Raw genomic sequence first — 17,766 nt, 5'->3', positions numbered from 1 at the left:
GCTTTACCCCGCCATCGTCTCGCTGAGTTTGCGTCGTTGGATCAGGGGCTCGATGCTCATATTGGGATGCGTCACGGCTTTGCCGTCCACCGATAGTCCTGCATTCCAATCCAGCTCGATACTGCCGCTGGGCAAGCCCTTGAGTGTCAGGTGACGGCCGTCGAGACTCAGGTCTAGCCCGGCAATGCGGCGGGCGAAGGCATTCATGTCGTCGCCTTCGGCGACCAGGGCCATCCAGCCCATGACCTTGCCATAACAGCGGTATTCGCGACCCTTGCTGGGGCCTTTGGTGATCGGCTCAAGCGGGGCGGTGGCCTTGTAGGCCAGCAGGCCATTGCCCGAGCGCAGGATCAGGGTACCGTCGATCAGATGGGCTTCGACGCCCGCCTGCGAGACATAGGCATGGGTGAAATCGAGGCGCGGATTGCTGCCCAGATCGTAGAGCAGCAGGGCAATGTTTTCGTGCTGGGCGGCACGGGGGAGCACGCCATTGCCGGCCCAATAGGAAGGGCGCTGGCTGCCCCAGGGATCGTCTTCGCCGGGATGGTTGATCCAGCTCCGGGCCAGCGGATGGGCGGAGAACAGCACGTCAACGACATGCTGCTGATGCCCGTAGCCGCCCGGCTTGGCGCCGGCATTGCTCGAGAGTTGCACGGCGGGAGTTTTGAACAGCGAGAGGTGGGTGGCGTGGTCATAGCCTTGGGTGTAATGCGCTGTGACGGCGCTGCCCGGCTCGGGCCAGGCGAGTTCGTTCAGTTCGGGGGGCGGCAGATAGCTGCCGGCGGCGAAGAGGGGGAGCGAGGCGACGCCCTGGTTGAGCCAGCCTTTGCCGAAGGCGATCGTCGCGAAGGGAGCCAGTTCAGTGAGCGGACCGGCGCGCAATTCCTTGTCATAGGCGCGGCCCATGCTGCCGGCGGGAACCCCGCCCAAAGTGTGCAGCGCCGTCATGGTGAAGATGCGGTCGGTGACGCGGCGGGCACGTGTGGCAATGTCAGTGGGAGCGAATTCGACCAAGGCCAAAAGACCGATGAAATCAACGGGATAATAGGCCGACGAATTCCATTCGGCGAGGCCCTCGGCCTCGACTGCGTCGAACCACGAATGTAGCCGCTCGGCGGCGAGGCGGGCTTGTTCGTTTCCGTTGCGATTGGCGGCGGTGAAGTGGCCATCGGGGAAGATCTGGCCGGCCATGAGCTGGGAGACGTGGAAGCACAAAGCATGGTTCTCGCTCCAGAACCACATGACGTCATTGCCCGGCTCATCCACCCAATAGCGGAAATTGAGCAACACCGTTTCAGTCCGGGTGCGCAGGTCGGTGGGGAATTGGGCGGCATATCGCGCATAGGCCCAGAGCAGGGGCACGCTGACGAAATCAGCGCAGTCCCAACGCTCCTCGATAAGGGTCAGCGTTTCTTCGACAATGTCCCGGAAACGCTGGTCGGGTGGCAGGCCCGCAGCCAGCATGGCAAGCGCCGTGCCCATGCGCATTTCGCCTTCCCGGGCACTGTGCAGCAGCGCTTCGCGCTTGCGATCGGCAATGTCGGCATGGCGAGGCTGGGGGGCGATGTCATGGATGATTGCACAGGCGATCTGGCGGGAGACGCGGGTGTCATCGACGATGAAGGTCAGATCGAGAATGTGATAGCCCTCGGGCAAGTCGTCGCCGCGGCAGAGGGTGACTTTTGTCTCGCCGGCGTTGAGGGTCACCGTGCGGTCGAGCATGGTGTGCTTGGCATGCGAGGTCGAGCCGACCTTTGCGTGGATGGCGACGGCGAGGGTTGCCGGCGTGTCGAATTCGAGCACCAGCGGGTTGTTTGGGCCGGTAAATTCCCCGGCTGGCCGGACTTCTGCGGCCAATGCCTTGAGACTGTCGAGGTGGGCGTCAGCGGGGGCGCCGGGGAGGTGGACGGCGAGGGGGACGTCGTCGAGCAGGGTGAGTTCGAAGAACCAATTGGTGTCGCGCTCGGCCATGTCTTCGGTGAGCACCATGATATCGCTGCCAGCCGCCTTGATGGGCAGGTGGACGACGCTTTGCTCGGTGGAATTGCGGGTAAAGGGTTCAAAACGCGCAGCTATTTCGCCATCGACCCAGATATGTACGCCGCCCCGCGTCGAGAGGCGGAAGGAGCAATAACGGTCGACCGGGGCGCTCAGACTGGTGCGGCACCAGCGGGCCAAACGGGTTGGCGTGGAGCGGAATTGGCTGAATTCGACGCGGCGATTGGCGCCGGGGAGGTAAAGGCTTTCGACCGGCCAGCTGGTGTCGAGCGTGACAGTGCGGGTGGCGACATCGCGCCAGGTGGCGACGCGGCAGGGCAGGTCGCCAACATCGACGAAACCATTGATATATTTGTAGTTTTGCTTGTCTTCGGCGGGCGCGGGAAGGCCCGGAAAGGGCGTAGCCATGACCGGCGACAGGGCCCAGGCGGCGAGGCTTTCGCCACGGTTGAGGATGAGAAGCGGTTTTGACATAGGACCCGATTTGGTTAGCGGACTGTTAACGTTGAGCGGCCGCAACGGCGCCAGTCAGGCTCAATTCGTCGGCAAAGTGACACCGCACCTGGCGGCCCGATGGCAGGGCGCGCAGGGCCGGCTCTTCACTGGCGCAACGCTCCTGCGCATAGGGGCAGCGGGGATGGAACAGGCAGCCGGAGGGCGGATTGGCGGCATTGGCGATTTCGCCCTTGAGCGGCACGCGCTTGCGGGTGCGGTTGCCGCGCGGATCGGGTTGCGGCACGGCGGCCATCAGCGCTTCGGTATAGGGGTGGAGCGGCTTGCTGAAGAGATCGTGCGTGGGCGCGATCTCCATGATGCGGCCCAGATACATGACGCCGATGCGGTCGGCGATATGTTCGACCATGCCCAGGTCGTGGGTGATGAACAAATAGGTGAGGCCGAACTGCTCCTGCAGATCCTGCAGCAGGTTGATGTTCTGGGCGGCAACTGACACGTCGAGCGCCGAGACGGCTTCGTCGGCGGCTATGAAGCTGGGATTGAGCGCCAGGGCCCGGGCAATGCCGATGCGCTGGCGCTGGCCACCGGAAAAGGCATGCGGATAGCGGGTGAGGAATTCGGGACGCAGACCAACCACACTGAGCAATTCGGCCACCCGGTCGCGGATTTGCGCCTGATTGCCCACGCCATGGATGACCATGGGCTCGCCCACCAGTTCGAGCAGGGTCATGCGCGGATTGAGCGAGGAATAGGGATCCTGGAAAATCATCTGCATTTCCTGGCGCATTTCGCGCATGCCCCGCTCGGAGAGGCTGGAAATATCGACCACTTCGCCCGAAGCGCGGCGGAACAGGATTTGCCCATCGGTGAGGCTATAGGCGCGCAGCATCAATCTTGCGACGGTGGATTTGCCCGAGCCGCTTTCCCCGACCAGGCCGAAAGTTTCGCCCTTTTTGATATCGAGGGAAACGTCGTCAATGGCCTTGATGTCCCCGACATGGCGTTTGCGCCAGCCGGCATGGATGGGGAAATATTTCTTGAGCCCGCGCACCGAGATCAGCGTGTCATCGGGAAGGGCCGGGCCGGGATCAGACATGGGCTGGCTCCTGCTGTTCGGTTTGGGCGAATTGTTCGGCAATATGGCAGCGCGACATCTGGCTGCCAAAGCGCAGTTCGGGCGGCACTTTGGTGTCGCACAGTCCCGGCACGGCATGGATGCAGCGCGGGTTGAAGGCGCAGCCATTGGGCACGCTGAACGGATCTGGCACCATGCCCGGAATGGTGGGGAGGCGCCGGCCCTGATCGACTCCAAGGCGCGGAATGGAGCGGAGCAGCGCCTGGGTATAGGGATGCTTGGGGGCGTAGAAAATGTCGTCGACATCGGCGGTTTCGACAATGCGGCCCAGATACATCACCGAAACGCGGTCGGCGATATCAGCGACGACACCGAAATTGTGGGTGATGAAGACGATGGCCATGCCCAGCTCGGATTTGAGCTCCTTGAGCAATTCAATGATCTGGGCCTCGGTGGTGACGTCGAGCGCAGTGGTCGGTTCGTCGGCAATGAGCAGGCTCGGGTCACACGAAATGGCCAGCGCAATCATGGCGCGCTGGCGCATGCCGCCCGAAAGCTGGTGCGGATAGGCGTCGACCAATTGGGCGGGGCGCGGCATCTGCACTTTTGCCAGAAGCTCGATGGCGCGGGCGCGGGCATCGGCCTTGCTCAGTCCCTTGTGCAATTGCACGGTGCGCATGATCTGGGTGCCGATGGTGTGGACCGGGGAGAGCGCGGTCATCGGCTCCTGAAAGATCATGCCGATATGATTGCCGCGCACCTGGCGCACGGCGCGGCTATTGCGGTCGAGCGCGGAGAGCTCGAATTCTTCCCCGGTGCGGGGACGCAGGCGAATGCTGCCGCCGGTCTCTTTGGCGTTCTTGGGCAGGAGCCGCATGATGGCGCGGGCGGTGATGGATTTGCCCGAGCCGCTTTCGCCGACAATCCCCAGCACTTCGCCCTTGTTGACATGGTAGGAGACGCCATTGACGGCCTTGACCAGGCCCTCGCGCATGGGGAACTGCACCTGCACATTGTCCAGTTCGAGCAGCCGGTTTTCAGGCATGGAATTGGTCATGATGCTATTGCCCATAAGGATCGGCCGCGTCGCGCAGGCCATCGCCGAGGAAATTGAAGGCCAAAACGGTGAGCACCACCGCCAGGCCCGGCGAAAGCAGCCAGGGCGCCATCGAGATCGAGCGCAGATTCTGCGCATCCTGCAGCAGCACGCCCCAGCTGACGACGGGAGGACGCAGGCCCAGGCCCAGGAAGCTGAGCGCGGTTTCGCCCAGGATCATTTCGGGCACGGCGAGCGTGAGCGCCGCGATGATATAGGAGGTCATCGAGGGCAGCATATGCTTGGTGATGATGCGGTATTCCGAGGCGCCGGCGAGGCGGGCCGCCATCACGAAATCCTCGTTGCGGATGGCCATGAATTGCCCGCGCACCACGCGCGCCAGATGGGTCCAGCCGATCAGCGCCAGGATCAATGTAATCAGCACATAGACAAAGATCGGGTCCCAGGCGATGGGCAGGGCAGCGGCCAGGCCCATCCAGAGCGGGATGGTGGGAATGGAGCGGATGAATTCCATGAGGCGCTGGATGGAGCTATCGATCCAGCCGCCGAAATAGCCCGAGATCGAGCCCAGGGTGAGGCCGAGCACGAAGGCGAAGATCACGCCGACAAGCCCAGCCGAGAGCGTGACGCGTCCGCCATGCATGAGGCGGGAGAAGACGTCGCGGCCCAGATCATCGGTGCCGAGCAGGTTGATCTGCTCGCGCCTATCGTCGACGCCGAACAGGTGGATATTGGACTTGAACAGGCCCAGGAAATTGTAGTCGTCGCCAGTATAGAAGAGCTGGATCGGCAGCACTTTGTCGGGGTCGGTTTCGTAGAGCACGCGGGCGGTATTGGGATCGCGTTCGCGCGACAGGCCATAGACGAAGGGGCCGACAAACTGGCCTTCGTGGAACAGGTGGATACCGGTCGGCGGCGCCAGGGTGCGCAGGCGCTGCACCTTGAACGGGTCATAGGGCGCCACCTGATCGGCAAAGATTGCGGTCAGCGCCAGCAGGATCAGAAACCACAGCGAGATGACCGCGAGCAAATGCTTGGAAAAGCGGCGCCAGACCAGCTGCCAGGGCTTGGCGGTGAACAGGTCTTCCTTGTGGTCGCGGACTTTGGTTGTGTCGAGGGCGGAATCGGTCATGGGCGCACTCCTCACGCGTAGCGGATGCGCGGGTCAAACCACGCCAGCAGGATGTCGGAGACCAGCGTGCCGATCACGGTAAAGACGCTGAGGATGAGGATGAAGCTGCCCGCCAGATACATGTCCTGCATCTTGAGGGCCTGTAGCAACAAAGGTCCGGTCGTGGGCAGGTTGAGCACGACGGCGGTGATCACGTCGCCCGAGAACAGGGCGGGCAGCGACCAGCCGACGGTGGAGATGAAGGGATTGAGCGCGACGCGCACGGGGTAGTTCCACACCACCTGACGCTCGGAAAGGCCCTGCGCATAGGCGGTCTCGACATAGGGCTTGCCCAATTCGTCGAGCATATTGGCGCGCATGACGCGGATGAGGCCAGCCGCGCCGCCTGTCGCCAGCACAACCAGCGGAATCCACAGATGGGAGAGCAGGTTGACGAGTTTGTCCCAGCTCCAGGGGGCGTTCTGATATTGCGGGGAGAACAGCCCGCCCACATCGATATTCAGATACATGAAGCCGATCCACATCAGGATCAGCGCGAGCAGGAAATCGGGCACGCCTTTGCCGAGGAAGCCGAAGACGGTGAAGAGGTGGTCGAGAATGGAATATTGCCGCGTGGCCGAATAGACGCCGACCGGAATGGCGATGATCCAGGTAAAGACCAGGCTGAGCGAGGAAATGGCGAGTGTCAGTGCCAGGCGGTCCCAGATCAGGCTGCCCACCGGCGCGTTCCATTCCAGGGAATGGCCGAAATCGCCGCGGAACACGATATTGGAAATCCAGCGCCAATATTGCACCAGAATGGGGTCATTGAGCCCCAGATTCTGCCGCATGGCGGCTTCCTGCGCGATGGAAATATAGTCGCCCTGCTGGCGCAGCTGGGCCGCATAGGAGGTGACGTAGTCGCCCGGCGGCAGCTGGATGATCACGAAGGATATGAACGAAATAAAGATCAGCGTCGGTATCGCCAGAAGCGCGCGCCGCCCGATAAAGGCAATCATACTGCAGTTCTCTCCCCTTGCCGGCACGCCACGGCCCGGCTTGGAGTCCGGGTCGTAGGGCCGAGATGGCGCGCGGGGCCTGGGGCTCCGCGCGCCTTTGCGTCTATCAGGGCTGCTTGAGCCAGAACTGCTGGGTGCGCGCCAGGCCAATGCCGCGGAAAATGTCGTCCTGCACCAGATCGGGCTGCACGTTCTGCATGGTGTTGCCCACGATATTGACCACCGGGCCTTCGCCATAGACCCCGATCACCCAACCCTGTTCGGTAAAGATGCGGGCCATTTCATTGACCGAGACATCAGCTTCTTCGATCGAGGCCGATTGTGAGGCCTTGTCCCAGAGGGCCCAGATCTCGCGGACCGGGTCGTCGGCGGGCGGCTCGATACCTTCGGCTCCGTCCGTGCTGTACCATTTGAAATATTCGTTGCCGTAACCGTCCCAGCCCATCAGGCGGCGTGGATCGGCGGGCAGGAAGGTCATGCGGTCGAACGGGATCCAGTGCATCTGGAAGTCGTTATTGGCCCGGTTATTGTCCCACTGGGTGCGGTCGATGACGCGGGGCAGCATTTCAATGCCCACCTGGGCATAGTTTTCGGTCAGCAATTCCAGCGTCTTGGCATGGGCCGCGTCGCTGGTTTCGACCACGAGGCTAAAGCGCTTGCCATCCGGGCGCAGGCGGAAGCCCTGGGCGTCGCGTTGATCAAGGCCCGCTTCGTCGAGCAATTGATTGGCCAGGTCTGGATCATAGTCGGTCCAGTGGGTGGCCAGTTCCGCATTGTAATATTGCGTGCCGGTCACCGGCGCCGCCTGGATCGGCTGGGCCATGCCCGACTGGGTCAATTCGATGATCAGCTCACGATCAACCGCGATGGAGAAGGCTTCGCGCACTTTCTCGTCGGCGAACAGGGCTGCCAGCACCTCATCCTTGACGGTCATATTGGGCACCAGCGACCAGATATTGGTGTCCTTCCAATTGACCGTGTGATAGCCGCCGCGCGCTTCGTTTTCCTTGTAGAAGGTGAAATTGGTGAGGGTCAGCCCACGATCCTGCATATCGAGCTGGCCCTGCGCGATCATCAGGTTGAGCGTTTCGGGGTCCTGATAGAGGCGGTGCTCGATGCGATCGATATAGGGGAGCTGATTGCCCTCCTGATCGACGGCGTAATAATAGGGATTGCGCACCATCACCACCGTATCGGCCGGCGGTGGGGTTTCGATCTTCCAGGCGGTGATCACCGGCAATTCGGGATTGGACCACCAGGCGGTGACGGCGCCCTTGGAGCCCCACAGATCGGTCCAGGCGGCGACGTTGAACTTCTTGGCGGCTGCTGCCAGTTCCTCGTCGCTGGCGTAATTGTTGTTGAACTGGCTCAGATAATGCTTGGGGAAGAGGAAGCTGGGACGATCCAGGCTCGGCTCCCCGGTGGAGTCCTTGGCCAGGATTTGCAGGAAATAGACATAGGGCTGGGCGAACTTCACCTTGAAGGTGCGCGCATCAACCACTTCGAGTTCGAGCGGCACGCCGCCCGGCGCAAAGGTCGGCTCCAGCGTGGGCACGATTTTGCGATTGAGGAAGATGTCATTGTACCAGAAGGCGACGTCTTCGGTGGTCACCGGCTCGCCATCGGACCATTTGAGGCCGTCGAGCAGGGTGAAGGTGAATTCGGTGGAATTCTCGTTGACGGTGTAGCTTTCGATATAGCCCGGCGTCAGCACGGCGCCGCCATCGGCATCGGCGGTCCATTTGAGGACGCGTTCTTCCATCAGCTTGGTGGGGCCCCAGCGATCGCCCGGGCCGCTGAAGGCGCGGCGCCAGGTGCCGCCATATTGGCCAACCTCGAGGGCATTGACCACGGTGGGCTTGGTGGGCAGGCGCTCGTCGACTGGCGGTAGCGTGCCGGCCTTGACCTGCTCGGCCAGAATTGGGGCTTCCTGGAATGCCCAGGCGAAGCTGGTCAGCCCGCTCGTGCACAGGATGCCGGTTGCCAAAGCTGCAACCCATCTCTTGGAATTCATCGTCTCAATCCTCCCCCAACATGATCTGGGTTCCCTCGGCGAGGCGCGATGCCCCGCCTGTCAATTAAGCAGGAGCAGAATCACAATGATGAAAATAATTGCATGAGTGTGATCCTCCAATCAGTGAAGCATCCGGGGCCAGCGCGATTTCATCGTCTTTCTGGCGCTTTAGGTTGCTGCATTGGTATAATTGCGTCACTTGGCCGGTGAATCAACTAGAAAAAAATTGCACGAATGGCATTATGCCGGCCAATGGAGGGGACGGAGTATATCTTGAATGGAAGATTGGCAGATAAATCAAGCGCCTAGGGAGCGGCAGCGGGCAGTATCCGGTTCGGCCAAGGCACGTGCCTCAGATTCGCCGCCGCGCCATCTGCGCCAATTGGTCGAGGTGCTGATCGATTCCGGCGCGCTGCAACGCCCCGCGCTCGCCAAACGGGTCGGGGTCTCCAAACAGACCGTGTCCGAATTGCTGTCGGTGCTGGAACAGCGCGGGCTGGTGCAGGTGGCCGGCCCGCTCAATGGCCTGCCGGGCCGTTCGAGCCTGAGCTATGCGCTGCGGCCCGATGCGGCTTTGGCGCTGGGCTTTGATATCGGGGGCACCAAGATTGCCGCGGCTTTGGTCGATCTGCGCGGGGCTGTGCTGGCTGAAACCGTGGTGCCGACGGCTGTGGGCGGGCTCGATCAATTGGTGGGGCAAGTGGTCGATCTGGCCGAGACGCTGGCGCGGTCCGCCGGAGTGCAGCGCTTTCGCGTGCAGGCCTGTGCCGTGGGCGTGCCGGCGGCGGTCAATCCGGCGACGGGGATTTTGAACCTGGCCGCCAATCTGCCGGGGCTCGAGGCGGTTGATCTGCATGCCCGGCTGACTAAGGCGCTGAATTGCCCGGTCTCGATCGAGAATGACGTCAATCTGGCGCTGCTGGGGGAGGTTGCCAGCGGCAGTGGTCAGGGCAAGCGCGATATCGCCTTTGTGGCTTTGGGCACCGGGGTCGGCGCGGGGCTGATGGTCAATGGCAGGCTGCTGCGCGGCGCCAATGGCGGAGCGGGGGAAATCGCCTATCTGCCACTGCCCGATCATCGCACCACGGCGCGCTCGCTGGCGCAGGGGCATTTTGAAACCATAGTGGGCGAGGCCGGCATTCGCGAGGCTTTTGCGCGGCGCGGCGGCGCGGCGGATGTGTCGGTGCGGGCGATTTTTGACCTCGCCACGGCGGGCGATACCAGAGCGCTGCAGACAATTGATGAGTTGGCGGGGCATGTGGCGCTGGGGATCGTGTCGCTGATTGCGCTGGTTGATCCCGAATTGGTGGTGCTGGGCGGCAGCGTTGGGGCGCGGCCCGAATTGATCGAGCGGGTGCAGGCAGAACTGGCAGCGCGCTTTGAGCGGCCGGTGCCGATTGTCGCCAGCAATACCGGGGCGCGGGCCGGGCTGGCCGGGGCGCTGGAAATGGCGCGGCGGCAATTGATGGCGGATTTGTTTGGGGAAGAGTGAGGGGGAGCCACTGACATCGGGGCCAACCGACCCCTCCCCAGCCCTCCCCGCAAGGGGGAGGGTGCAGATCGAGCTTAACCCAGCCTTCTCGCGCTATTGCGGATGGTCAGCCGACACCCCAGTTCGAGCCGGTGGGCGGGGGGATGTTGGGCGGCGTTGACGATGCGCTGTTCGAGCAGATGCAGGGCCGCGGTGCCCATATGTTCGAGGGGGACGCTGACCGTGGTGAGGGCCGGCGTGGTCAATTCGCCGATGGCGACGCCATCAAAGCCGACAATGGAGACATCGCGGGGCGGCGTGAGGCCGGCCTTGCTCAGCGCGGCGAGAGCGCCCAGGGCAAGGTTGTCGGCGGCGCAGAAAATGGCCGTGATTCCGCCCAGGCCATTATGCTCGGCGAGCCAGGCGGTGAGCGCGGCTTCGCCCTGATCGGGCAAAAAGCCTTCGGCCAGGTGGATATGGGCGGTGTCGAGCGGCAGGCCATTGGCGCGGAAGGCGTCGAGGAAACCGTCGCGGCGGCGGCGAATGGTCGAGCGGCCTTCCCAGGTCAGATGCAAGATCGAGCGGTGCCCCTCTTCGATCAGCCAATTGGTGGCGTAACGCGCAGCAAAGCGATTGCCGGGGGTGACGCTGTCGATCTGCATTTCATGATCTTCGCCATTGATCAGTACGGCCGGAATTTCCGAGGCCGCGATATCGCGCAGCACGTCGCGGCGGTCTTCGCTGAGCAGCAATATGCCGTCCACCTCGGCGGTGCGCGCCTCGGCGACGATTCTATCGCCGCTGATGTCAGGGCGGTCGATTTCGATGGGCACGACGCGAATGGCGCGCCGCTCGCATTCGCGCATCAGCGTGCTGAGCAGCGTCCAGGAGAAGAGGTTGAATTCATTGTGCGGCAGCGTATCGCTGGGCACGGCCAAAAGAATGGACCGCAGCACGGCAATGGAGGCTTTTTCCCGGCGCTTGGCGAGATAGCCGAGCTGGCCGGCAGCATCGAGCACGCGGGCGCGGACTTCGGGCGAGATCGGCGCCGTGCCATTGAGCACGTGCGACACGGTCGAAATGGCGACATCGGCCGCCAGCGCGATCTCCTTGAAACCGACCTTCTTGTGCTGCACCGGCTTCATTCTATGACGCGGCGGGCCATGCCGCCGCCCAGGAACATATTGGCCGGATCCTCGAGATCGATCGGCGCACGCGGATTGGGGAAATCGTGCAGCAGCGAGCTGCCCTGGGGCGCCCAGCCCAGCGCGTTGTCGGGCGGGTTGGTGAAGAAAGCGCCAGGATTGTCCGAGATGCCATAAAGGGTCTGGCAGCCCAGCTCGTCCACGGCAAGCGCCTGGCCGACCATGCGGGCCAGATCGGTGGGATCGCACCAATTGCGGGATTCGCGCGGCGTTTTCGGTCTATGGGCGGAGCAGATGCGGATCGACAGCGACTGAATGCCGTATTTGTCGAAATAGAACCGGGCCAGGTTCTCCCCGAAGGCCTTGGAGACGCCGTAGAGGGTGTCGGGGCGAAAAGGCACATCCACCGGCAGCGGCGCTTGCGCCGTGGGGTAGAAACCGGCCACGTGATAGGACGAGGCATAGATCACCCTGCGCACGCCATGGCGGCGGGCGGCTTCGAAAATATTGTAGCAGCCTATGATATTGGCGCGCAGGATCAGGTCCCAGTCGCCCTCATTGGCCATGCCGCCCAGATGCAGTACGGCATCGGGCTGCTGCGCCATCAGCGCGTCAATGGCTGCGGCATCGGCCAGATCGGCAAGCGCGATATCAGTGCCATCGGGTGCGGGGCGCATATCGGTGGCCAGCACGGCATGGCCCTGCGCGACAAGCGCCGGGCGAAGCTGTGTTCCCAGATAGCCGGAGGCTCCGGTGAGCAGGATGCGGGACATGGAACCGAAGCCCTTATGCGCGCCGGAAAGTGTTGGCGTGGCACGATTGCCGATTGAGTGGTGCAAAAGTTGGTATGACTAATCGGGTCTTGAGGCAAGATAGCGTCATGGGGGCGCCTGGCCCGAATCGGGAGTATGCCGTGAGCGAGACAGCGCGTGAGCAATTGGCCCTGGGGCCGGTGACATTTCTGGTGCGCGAGCGCTTCGGCGTGGGCGAAAGCCCGGTCTGGGACGCTGCACAGAATCGGCTCTGGTGGTGCGATATCGAGGCGGGCGTGATCCATGCCCTGTCGCTAGGCGACGGCACGCGGCAGGCGCTACGCTTTGACGAGCCGGTGGGCAGCTTTGGCCTCGCCGGCCCCGGTCAATTGGTGGTGGCGTTCCGGCGCACAATTGAGCTGGTCGATATCGCCACCGGCACAAGAACGCCGCTTGCCGCGGTCGAGCATGCCAAGCCCAATATGCGGTTCAATGACGGCAAGGTGGGGCCGGACGGCGCCTTTTATGTCGGCAGCATGGACTTTGGCAGTCCCGGCGAGCCGGAAGGGCGGCTCTATCGCGTCACGCAAGCGGGCAAAGTCAGTGTGCTGGCGAGCGGGGTGACCATTGCCAACGGGCTGGCCTGGAACCGGGAAGCGAACACGCTTTACCACTCCGATTCGCGCGGGCAGATGTGGGTGGATGCCTGGGATTTTGATGCCGGCACCGGGCACATCGCCAATCGCCGCCGGCTGCGCGACCGGGACGAGGCCAGTGGCCGTGCCGATGGGGCCGCCTGCGATATGGATGGCTTTTACTGGTCGGCCGCACCCAGCCGCAGCCGCATCAACCGCATTGCCCCCGATGGTACGCTGACCGGCTGGGTCGACCTGCCGCTGGCCCACCCCACCATGCCCTGTTTCGGCGGGGCCGATATGCGCACGATCTTTGTTACCAGCCTCAATTCAGGCAGTGACGCCGAGGGGCGCGACGGCGTGGTGCAATTCCGCGTCGCGGTGCCCGGCGTGCCGGTCTGCCGGTTTGGCGTTCCGCAGCAAGCCTAGAACGAGAAGCGCCGCGCCAGGCCTAGTCCGACGGTAAACTGCTGCTCGCTGCCGGCCTTGACCACGGGCGACTGGCTGATGTCTCCGACATACCTGCTATAGGAGGCGTTGAGGCTGACAAAGGTGTCGGGCACGAATTCGTAGCGCGCCTCGAGCTTGACCCCCACCGATTTGACGCCGCCGCTGGGATCGAACGCCTCGAGGCGTCCGCCCGATGCGGCTGATTCGGCCGGGGTGACACCGAAATAGGTGTCCATGTAGCCTTCCGAGGCGAAATTGACGACGGGACCGCCGACAATCTCGAGCTCCGGGGTGAGCTTGGCCGTGATATCGACGCCGGCTTCCCCGACCCAGCCCCTGGCGCCGCCAAAGGCATAGCGCGCCGCGCCATAGATTTCGGCCGAGAGCGTGTCGTCGAACACGAATTCATAGCCGATGCGGGCGCCCAGCGCGTAAGTGGCGCCGACATCATCGAGCCCGGTCAGGGCCGCATGGTCTTCGCTACGGCGTTCGCCTTCATAGCCGGCCGAAGGCGAGAATTTGAAGCCGCCGGGCCTTTTCTCGCCGTCGATATCGATCCAGCCCCATTGCAGCTTTTCGACCTTGATGATGGGCTTGAACGTCATCGTATAGTCCGAGGCGCCCTCATAGGCGGCAGCCGTGCCCACACCCAGGCCGAGAATGACGATGAAGTCGGCTTCCGGCTGGATCGGCGCCAATTCAGCGGGTGCCGCGCCATAGAGGTCGAAATTTGCCGCCTGCGCGGGGCCGACAGAAGCGGCGCCCAGCGCCAGGATGGCCATCAGGCGGCGATGAAGAGGCATGCAAGCTCCGGGTGGTACGACGGCCGGACGGCCAGGCACGATCAATGCACCAGCAATGCTTACGCTCTTGTTACGAGCGCGGGTAAATGGGGTTGAGCATCGCGCCGCGCCGTCTTAGCCTGCCGCGCCGGCAAGGAGAGGCGCCGATGACCCCGTTTTATCATCTGCTGGGCAATAATCTGATTGCCAACGTCACCAACTTTACCGTGTGGTTCGCACTGACCTTCTGGGTCTATATCGAGACCCAATCGGTGTTCGCCACCGGCATGATTGCCGGCGTCTATCTGGTGTTCACCGCCGGGTTCGGCTTCTGGCTGGGCAGCATTGTCGATCACAATCCCAAAAAGCTCGCCATGCTGGGCTCGAGCGTGGTGTCGGCGGCCTTCTATGCCGTATCGCTGGCGCTGGTGCTGCTCTCGCCGGCCGAGGCCTTCACCAATCCCTATGGTCCCCAGCTCTGGATCCTGGTGCTCCTGGTCATGCTGGGCGTCATTGCCGGCAATATCCGCTCCATCGCATTGCCCACCCTGGTCACCATCCTTATTCCCGAGGACCGCCGCGACAAGGCCAATGGGCTGGTCGGCATGGTCACCGGCATCGGCTTTCTGACCACCTCGGTGATCAGCGGGTTCCTGGTGGCCTGGGGCGGCATGGTGGCGACGCTGGCGCTGGCGCTGGTCTTGACGCTATTGACCTTCGCCCATCTGTTTCCGGTGCGGATCGACGAGGGGCGCGTGGAAGCCGTGCCGGGCGAACCGGTCGAGCCCAAGCGGGTCGATATCAAGGGCACGATCGCGGTAATCGCCGCCGTGCCGGGCCTGTTCGCACTGATCTTTTTTGCCACCTTCAACAATTTCCTGGGCGGCATATTCATGGCGCTGCTCGACGCCTATGGCCTGTCGCTGGTGTCGGTGCAGGTCTGGGGCCTGCTGTTCGGCGTGCTCTCGACCGCTTTCATCCTGAGCGGCATCATCATTGCCAAAACCGGGCTGGGCAGGAATCCGCTGCGCACGCTGCTGCTGGTCAATCTGATCACCTGGTCGGTGTGCTGCGTCTTCACCATCCAGCCCTCGATCTGGCTTTTGGCGGGCGGCTGTTTCATCTGGATGCTGCTGGGGCCCTATGCCGAGGCCGCCGAACACACAACGCTGCAAAAGGTAGTGCCGCTCGAACGACAAGGCCGGGTTTTCGGCTTTGCCCAATCGGTCGAACAATCGGCCTCGCCGCTGACCGCTTTCCTGATCGGCCCGCTGACCCAATTCGTCGTTATTCCATTCATGACCGATGGCGCGGGCGCCGATGCCATTGGCGGCTGGTTCGGCACCGGGCCGGCGCGGGGCATTGCGCTGGTGTTTACGCTGGCCGGCATGGTGGGCGTGGTCGTGACCATATTGGCGCTGCGCTCGAAATATTACCGCCAGCTCTCGGCGGCCTATGCTGGTGGCCCGGATGATGACGACCTGGACGGCGAGGGCGCCAAAGCCAGCCCGGCCTGACGCAATTGGCCTTGTTCGCGCGCCGGCAATCGGCCATGGCTGGGCGATAGTGATCCGCCCAGCCTGGTAGCCGCGTGCCCATTGCCCCTTTTCTGCTGCTGTCCAACCAGTTCATCTTCATGGTCGGGTTCTACATGGTGGTGCCGTTTCTGGCGGCCTTCATGCGCGACGACCTGCGGCTCGAAAGCGCCGCCATCGGGCTGGTGCTGGGACTGCGGACCTTTTCCCAGCAGGGGCTTTACGTCATCGGCGGTGGCTTTGCCGACAAGCTGGGCGCCCGGCGGCTGATCCTGCTCGGCTGTATGCTGCGGGTGGTGGGTTTCGTCACGCTGGGCCTGAGCGATAATTTCATAACCGTGCTGATCGGCGCTTGCCTGACGGGGCTGGCCGGTTCGTTGTTTTCGCCCGCGATATCGACCCTGGCCGCCCAGGTGGGCGAGGAAGCGGCGCGCCGTGGCAAGGGCACGCGGGTGCAGTTTTTTGCGCGGCTGGCGGTGTGGGGCGAACTGGGCGCGGTGGTCGGGCCGTTGCTCGGGGCCTTGCTGCTGGGCATTGGCTTTCAGGCCATGGCCTTTGCCGGCGCCGCTGTGTTCCTTCTGGCCTATATCGTGCTGCATCTCTGTCTGCCACGGGCGGACACAATGCCGGTGCTCAAGCAGGAGGGCGTCTGGTGGCATGCTTTTACCGACCGGCTGTTTCTCGCCTTCACGTTGGCCCATGCGGGATTTCTGTTCAGCTATAACCAGCTCTATTTTGCCCTGCCGGTCGAGGTGACCCGGGCCGGGGGCACCGATATGGACCTGGCGCCGCTGTTCATGATCGCCTCGGTGATGATCGTGGTGCTGCAAATGCCGATTGCGCGGCTGGCGCAGAAGATCAACTGGACGGCGAGCCTGTCCACCGGGTTCCTGCTGATGGCCTTGGCCTTTGGCGTTACCGCCTTGTGCGCCACGCTGCCGGCGCCGCCCGGCATGCTGCGGCTGCTGCCGGCCATCGCCATGGTCGTGCTGCTGATCCTGGGGCAGATGATCGTCAAGCCCATCGCCATGGACATTATCCCCCGCTTTGCAAAAGGGCGACCGACCGGCATCTATTACGGTGCGCTGGCCTCGATGGGTGGGCTCGCCGTGCTGGTGGGCAATGTGCTGCTCGGGCCGATTCTCGATCTATCGCTCGTGCCCTCGCCGGCGGCGGCCATTCCCTGGCTGGCGCTGGCCGTGGTGCCGGCTTTGGGCGGGTTGGCCATGGTGCCGATCATGCGGCGGCTGCGGCGGCGCGAGACGGCTTGACTTCACCGCTGCCGCAGGATTGATGTCCAAACATGACTTCTATTGTCATTTTTATGGACCAAAGATGATCACTCGCCGCCTGTTTTCGCTTCTGGCCATCCCGGCCATGCTGACCCTGCTCGCGCCCACAGCCTTTGGCCGCGACGTCACCCATATCATGGGCACGACCACTGTGCCCGACGCGCCGCTGCGCATCGTTGCCCTCACCAATGAGGCGACCGAGGACCTGCTGGCGCTGGGCATCGTGCCGGTCGGCGCGGTGCGTTCGGCCAATGCCAATCCATGGTTCGACCATGTCGCGGCCCAATTGGCCGATACAACGCTGGTTGGCGAGGAACTGGCGCCGGACATGGAAACCATCGCCGCGCTGCAGCCCGACCTGATCATCGGCAACAAGAAGCGGCACGAAAAGATCTACGATCAGCTTTCGGCCATCGCCCCCACGGTGTTTGTCGAGAACATTACCGGCCAGTGGCGGGAAAACCTGGCGGTCTATGCCGAGGCCGCCGGCAAGACCGCGGAAGCCGAAGTGGCGCTGGCCGATTACCAGCGTCGGGTGACCGCCATCCAGGCCGCCCTGGGCGAGCGCCGCGCGGAAAAGGTGGGGCTGGTGCGCTTCATCGCCGGGCAGAATTACGCCTATGACAATGACAGTTTCTCGGGCTCCATCCTGCGCGATATCGGCTTCGGCCGGCCGCAGGCCCAGGACAAGCCCGGCCTGGCCGAGCCGATCACCAAGGAACGCATTCCCGAACTCGATGGCGACCGGCTGCTGTATTTCTCCTACGAAACCGGCGACGGGCTGGCGCTCGAGGAAGAACAGAACTGGCTGAGCGATCCGCTCTGGCAGAACCTGGCCGTGGCCAAAGCCGGCCATGTCTATGGCGTGTCCGACACCGTCTGGGCAACCGCCGGCGGGATCCTGGCGGCCCATCTGGCGCTGGACGATATCGAGCGCATCTACGAGATCGCGTCGACGCGCTGATGGCGGCTCG

General features: G+C 63.4%; 14 protein-coding genes. 5 read left to right on the top strand and 9 right to left on the bottom strand.

What is annotated here, in order from left to right; genetic code table 11:
- Nucleotides 1-3: 3 nt before the first annotated feature.
- From N8A98_RS07865 to N8A98_RS07840, 6 genes are all read right to left on the bottom strand, one after another.
- Complete coding sequence (locus tag N8A98_RS07865; protein WP_262170477.1) at nt 4-2,472, bottom strand: hypothetical protein; 2,469 nt, start codon at nt 2,470-2,472, stop codon at nt 4-6.
- 25 nt (nt 2,473-2,497) lie between these two features.
- Nucleotides 2,498-3,550, bottom strand: a complete 1,053-nt coding sequence (locus N8A98_RS07860; protein WP_262170475.1) for an ABC transporter ATP-binding protein — start codon at nt 3,548-3,550, stop codon at nt 2,498-2,500.
- Complete coding sequence (locus tag N8A98_RS07855; RefSeq protein WP_262170473.1) at nt 3,543-4,586, bottom strand: ABC transporter ATP-binding protein; 1,044 nt, start codon at nt 4,584-4,586, stop codon at nt 3,543-3,545. Before N8A98_RS07855 ends, N8A98_RS07860 begins: the two co-directional genes overlap by 8 nt.
- A 4-nt stretch (nt 4,587-4,590) precedes the next feature.
- Nucleotides 4,591-5,718 carry an ABC transporter permease gene (locus N8A98_RS07850; RefSeq protein ID WP_262170471.1) on the bottom strand — a complete coding sequence of 376 codons (1,128 nt, stop codon included), beginning with the start codon at nt 5,716-5,718 and terminating at the stop codon, nt 4,591-4,593.
- Nucleotides 5,719-5,729: 11 nt separating this feature from the next.
- Nucleotides 5,730-6,716 (bottom strand): ABC transporter permease, encoded by a 987-nt coding sequence (locus N8A98_RS07845; RefSeq protein WP_262170469.1) that lies wholly within the window; start codon nt 6,714-6,716, stop codon nt 5,730-5,732.
- Between the two features lie 106 nt (nt 6,717-6,822).
- On the bottom strand, nt 6,823-8,730 hold the full coding sequence (locus N8A98_RS07840; RefSeq protein WP_262170467.1) for an ABC transporter substrate-binding protein: 1,908 nt from the start codon (nt 8,728-8,730) through the stop codon (nt 6,823-6,825).
- A 277-nt stretch (nt 8,731-9,007) separates the two neighbouring features.
- On the opposite strand from N8A98_RS07840, the gene N8A98_RS07835 reads away from it, so the two are divergent.
- Nucleotides 9,008-10,222, top strand: coding sequence for an ROK family transcriptional regulator (locus N8A98_RS07835; protein ID WP_262170465.1), 1,215 nt, complete (start codon nt 9,008-9,010; stop codon nt 10,220-10,222).
- 74 nt (nt 10,223-10,296) lie between these two features.
- Here N8A98_RS07835 and N8A98_RS07830 read toward each other — a convergent pair whose 3' ends face one another.
- On the bottom strand, nt 10,297-11,346 hold the full coding sequence (locus tag N8A98_RS07830; RefSeq protein WP_262170463.1) for a LacI family DNA-binding transcriptional regulator: 1,050 nt from the start codon (nt 11,344-11,346) through the stop codon (nt 10,297-10,299).
- A complete protein-coding gene (locus tag N8A98_RS07825) occupies nt 11,343-12,119 on the bottom strand; it encodes an NAD-dependent epimerase/dehydratase family protein (RefSeq protein ID WP_262170461.1) in 777 nt (258 codons plus the stop codon). The genes N8A98_RS07830 and N8A98_RS07825 overlap by 4 nt, the downstream gene beginning before the upstream one ends.
- Nucleotides 12,120-12,259: 140 nt before the next feature.
- On the opposite strand from N8A98_RS07825, the gene N8A98_RS07820 reads away from it, so the two are divergent.
- Nucleotides 12,260-13,162, top strand: coding sequence for an SMP-30/gluconolactonase/LRE family protein (locus N8A98_RS07820; protein WP_262170459.1), 903 nt, complete (start codon nt 12,260-12,262; stop codon nt 13,160-13,162).
- Here N8A98_RS07820 and N8A98_RS07815 read toward each other — a convergent pair.
- Nucleotides 13,159-13,986, bottom strand: coding sequence for a MipA/OmpV family protein (locus N8A98_RS07815; RefSeq protein ID WP_262170457.1), 828 nt, complete (start codon nt 13,984-13,986; stop codon nt 13,159-13,161). The genes N8A98_RS07820 and N8A98_RS07815 overlap by 4 nt on opposite strands.
- Before the next feature lie 146 nt (nt 13,987-14,132).
- Here N8A98_RS07815 and N8A98_RS07810 point away from each other — a divergent pair, with 146 nt between their 5' ends.
- From N8A98_RS07810 to N8A98_RS07800, 3 genes are all read left to right on the top strand, one after another.
- Entirely contained in the window at nt 14,133-15,482 is a 1,350-nt protein-coding gene (locus N8A98_RS07810; RefSeq protein WP_262170455.1) for an MFS transporter, read from the top strand.
- Nucleotides 15,483-15,556: 74 nt separating this feature from the next.
- Nucleotides 15,557-16,771, top strand: a complete 1,215-nt coding sequence (locus tag N8A98_RS07805; protein ID WP_262170453.1) for an MFS transporter — start codon at nt 15,557-15,559, stop codon at nt 16,769-16,771.
- A gap of 64 nt (nt 16,772-16,835) precedes the next feature.
- On the top strand, nt 16,836-17,756 hold the full coding sequence (locus N8A98_RS07800; protein ID WP_262170451.1) for an ABC transporter substrate-binding protein: 921 nt from the start codon (nt 16,836-16,838) through the stop codon (nt 17,754-17,756).
- Nucleotides 17,757-17,766: the final 10 nt, after the last annotated feature.

The organism is Devosia neptuniae (assembly GCF_025452235.1).
In the GTDB taxonomy this organism is placed as follows: domain Bacteria; phylum Pseudomonadota; class Alphaproteobacteria; order Rhizobiales; family Devosiaceae; genus Devosia.
The sequence above is the reverse complement of the archived record's forward strand: the minus strand, read 5'-3'. Positions and strand labels throughout refer to the sequence as shown.

Coding starts and splice junctions, on each gene's coding strand:
- N8A98_RS07835 (WP_262170465.1), top strand. CDS start 9,008: ATGGAAGATTGGCAGATAAATCAAGCGCCTAGGGAGCGGCAGCGGGCA.
- N8A98_RS07800 (WP_262170451.1), top strand. CDS start 16,836: ATGATCACTCGCCGCCTGTTTTCGCTTCTGGCCATCCCGGCCATGCTG.
- N8A98_RS07865 (WP_262170477.1), bottom strand. CDS start 2,472: ATGTCAAAACCGCTTCTCATCCTCAACCGTGGCGAAAGCCTCGCCGCC.
- N8A98_RS07845 (WP_262170469.1), bottom strand. CDS start 6,716: ATGATTGCCTTTATCGGGCGGCGCGCGCTTCTGGCGATACCGACGCTG.
- N8A98_RS07825 (WP_262170461.1), bottom strand. CDS start 12,119: ATGTCCCGCATCCTGCTCACCGGAGCCTCCGGCTATCTGGGAACACAG.
- N8A98_RS07860 (WP_262170475.1), bottom strand. CDS start 3,550: ATGTCTGATCCCGGCCCGGCCCTTCCCGATGACACGCTGATCTCGGTG.
- N8A98_RS07810 (WP_262170455.1), top strand. CDS start 14,133: ATGACCCCGTTTTATCATCTGCTGGGCAATAATCTGATTGCCAACGTC.
- N8A98_RS07855 (WP_262170473.1), bottom strand. CDS start 4,586: ATGACCAATTCCATGCCTGAAAACCGGCTGCTCGAACTGGACAATGTG.
- N8A98_RS07840 (WP_262170467.1), bottom strand. CDS start 8,730: ATGAATTCCAAGAGATGGGTTGCAGCTTTGGCAACCGGCATCCTGTGC.
- N8A98_RS07850 (WP_262170471.1), bottom strand. CDS start 5,718: ATGACCGATTCCGCCCTCGACACAACCAAAGTCCGCGACCACAAGGAA.
- N8A98_RS07830 (WP_262170463.1), bottom strand. CDS start 11,346: ATGAAGCCGGTGCAGCACAAGAAGGTCGGTTTCAAGGAGATCGCGCTG.
- N8A98_RS07815 (WP_262170457.1), bottom strand. CDS start 13,986: ATGCCTCTTCATCGCCGCCTGATGGCCATCCTGGCGCTGGGCGCCGCT.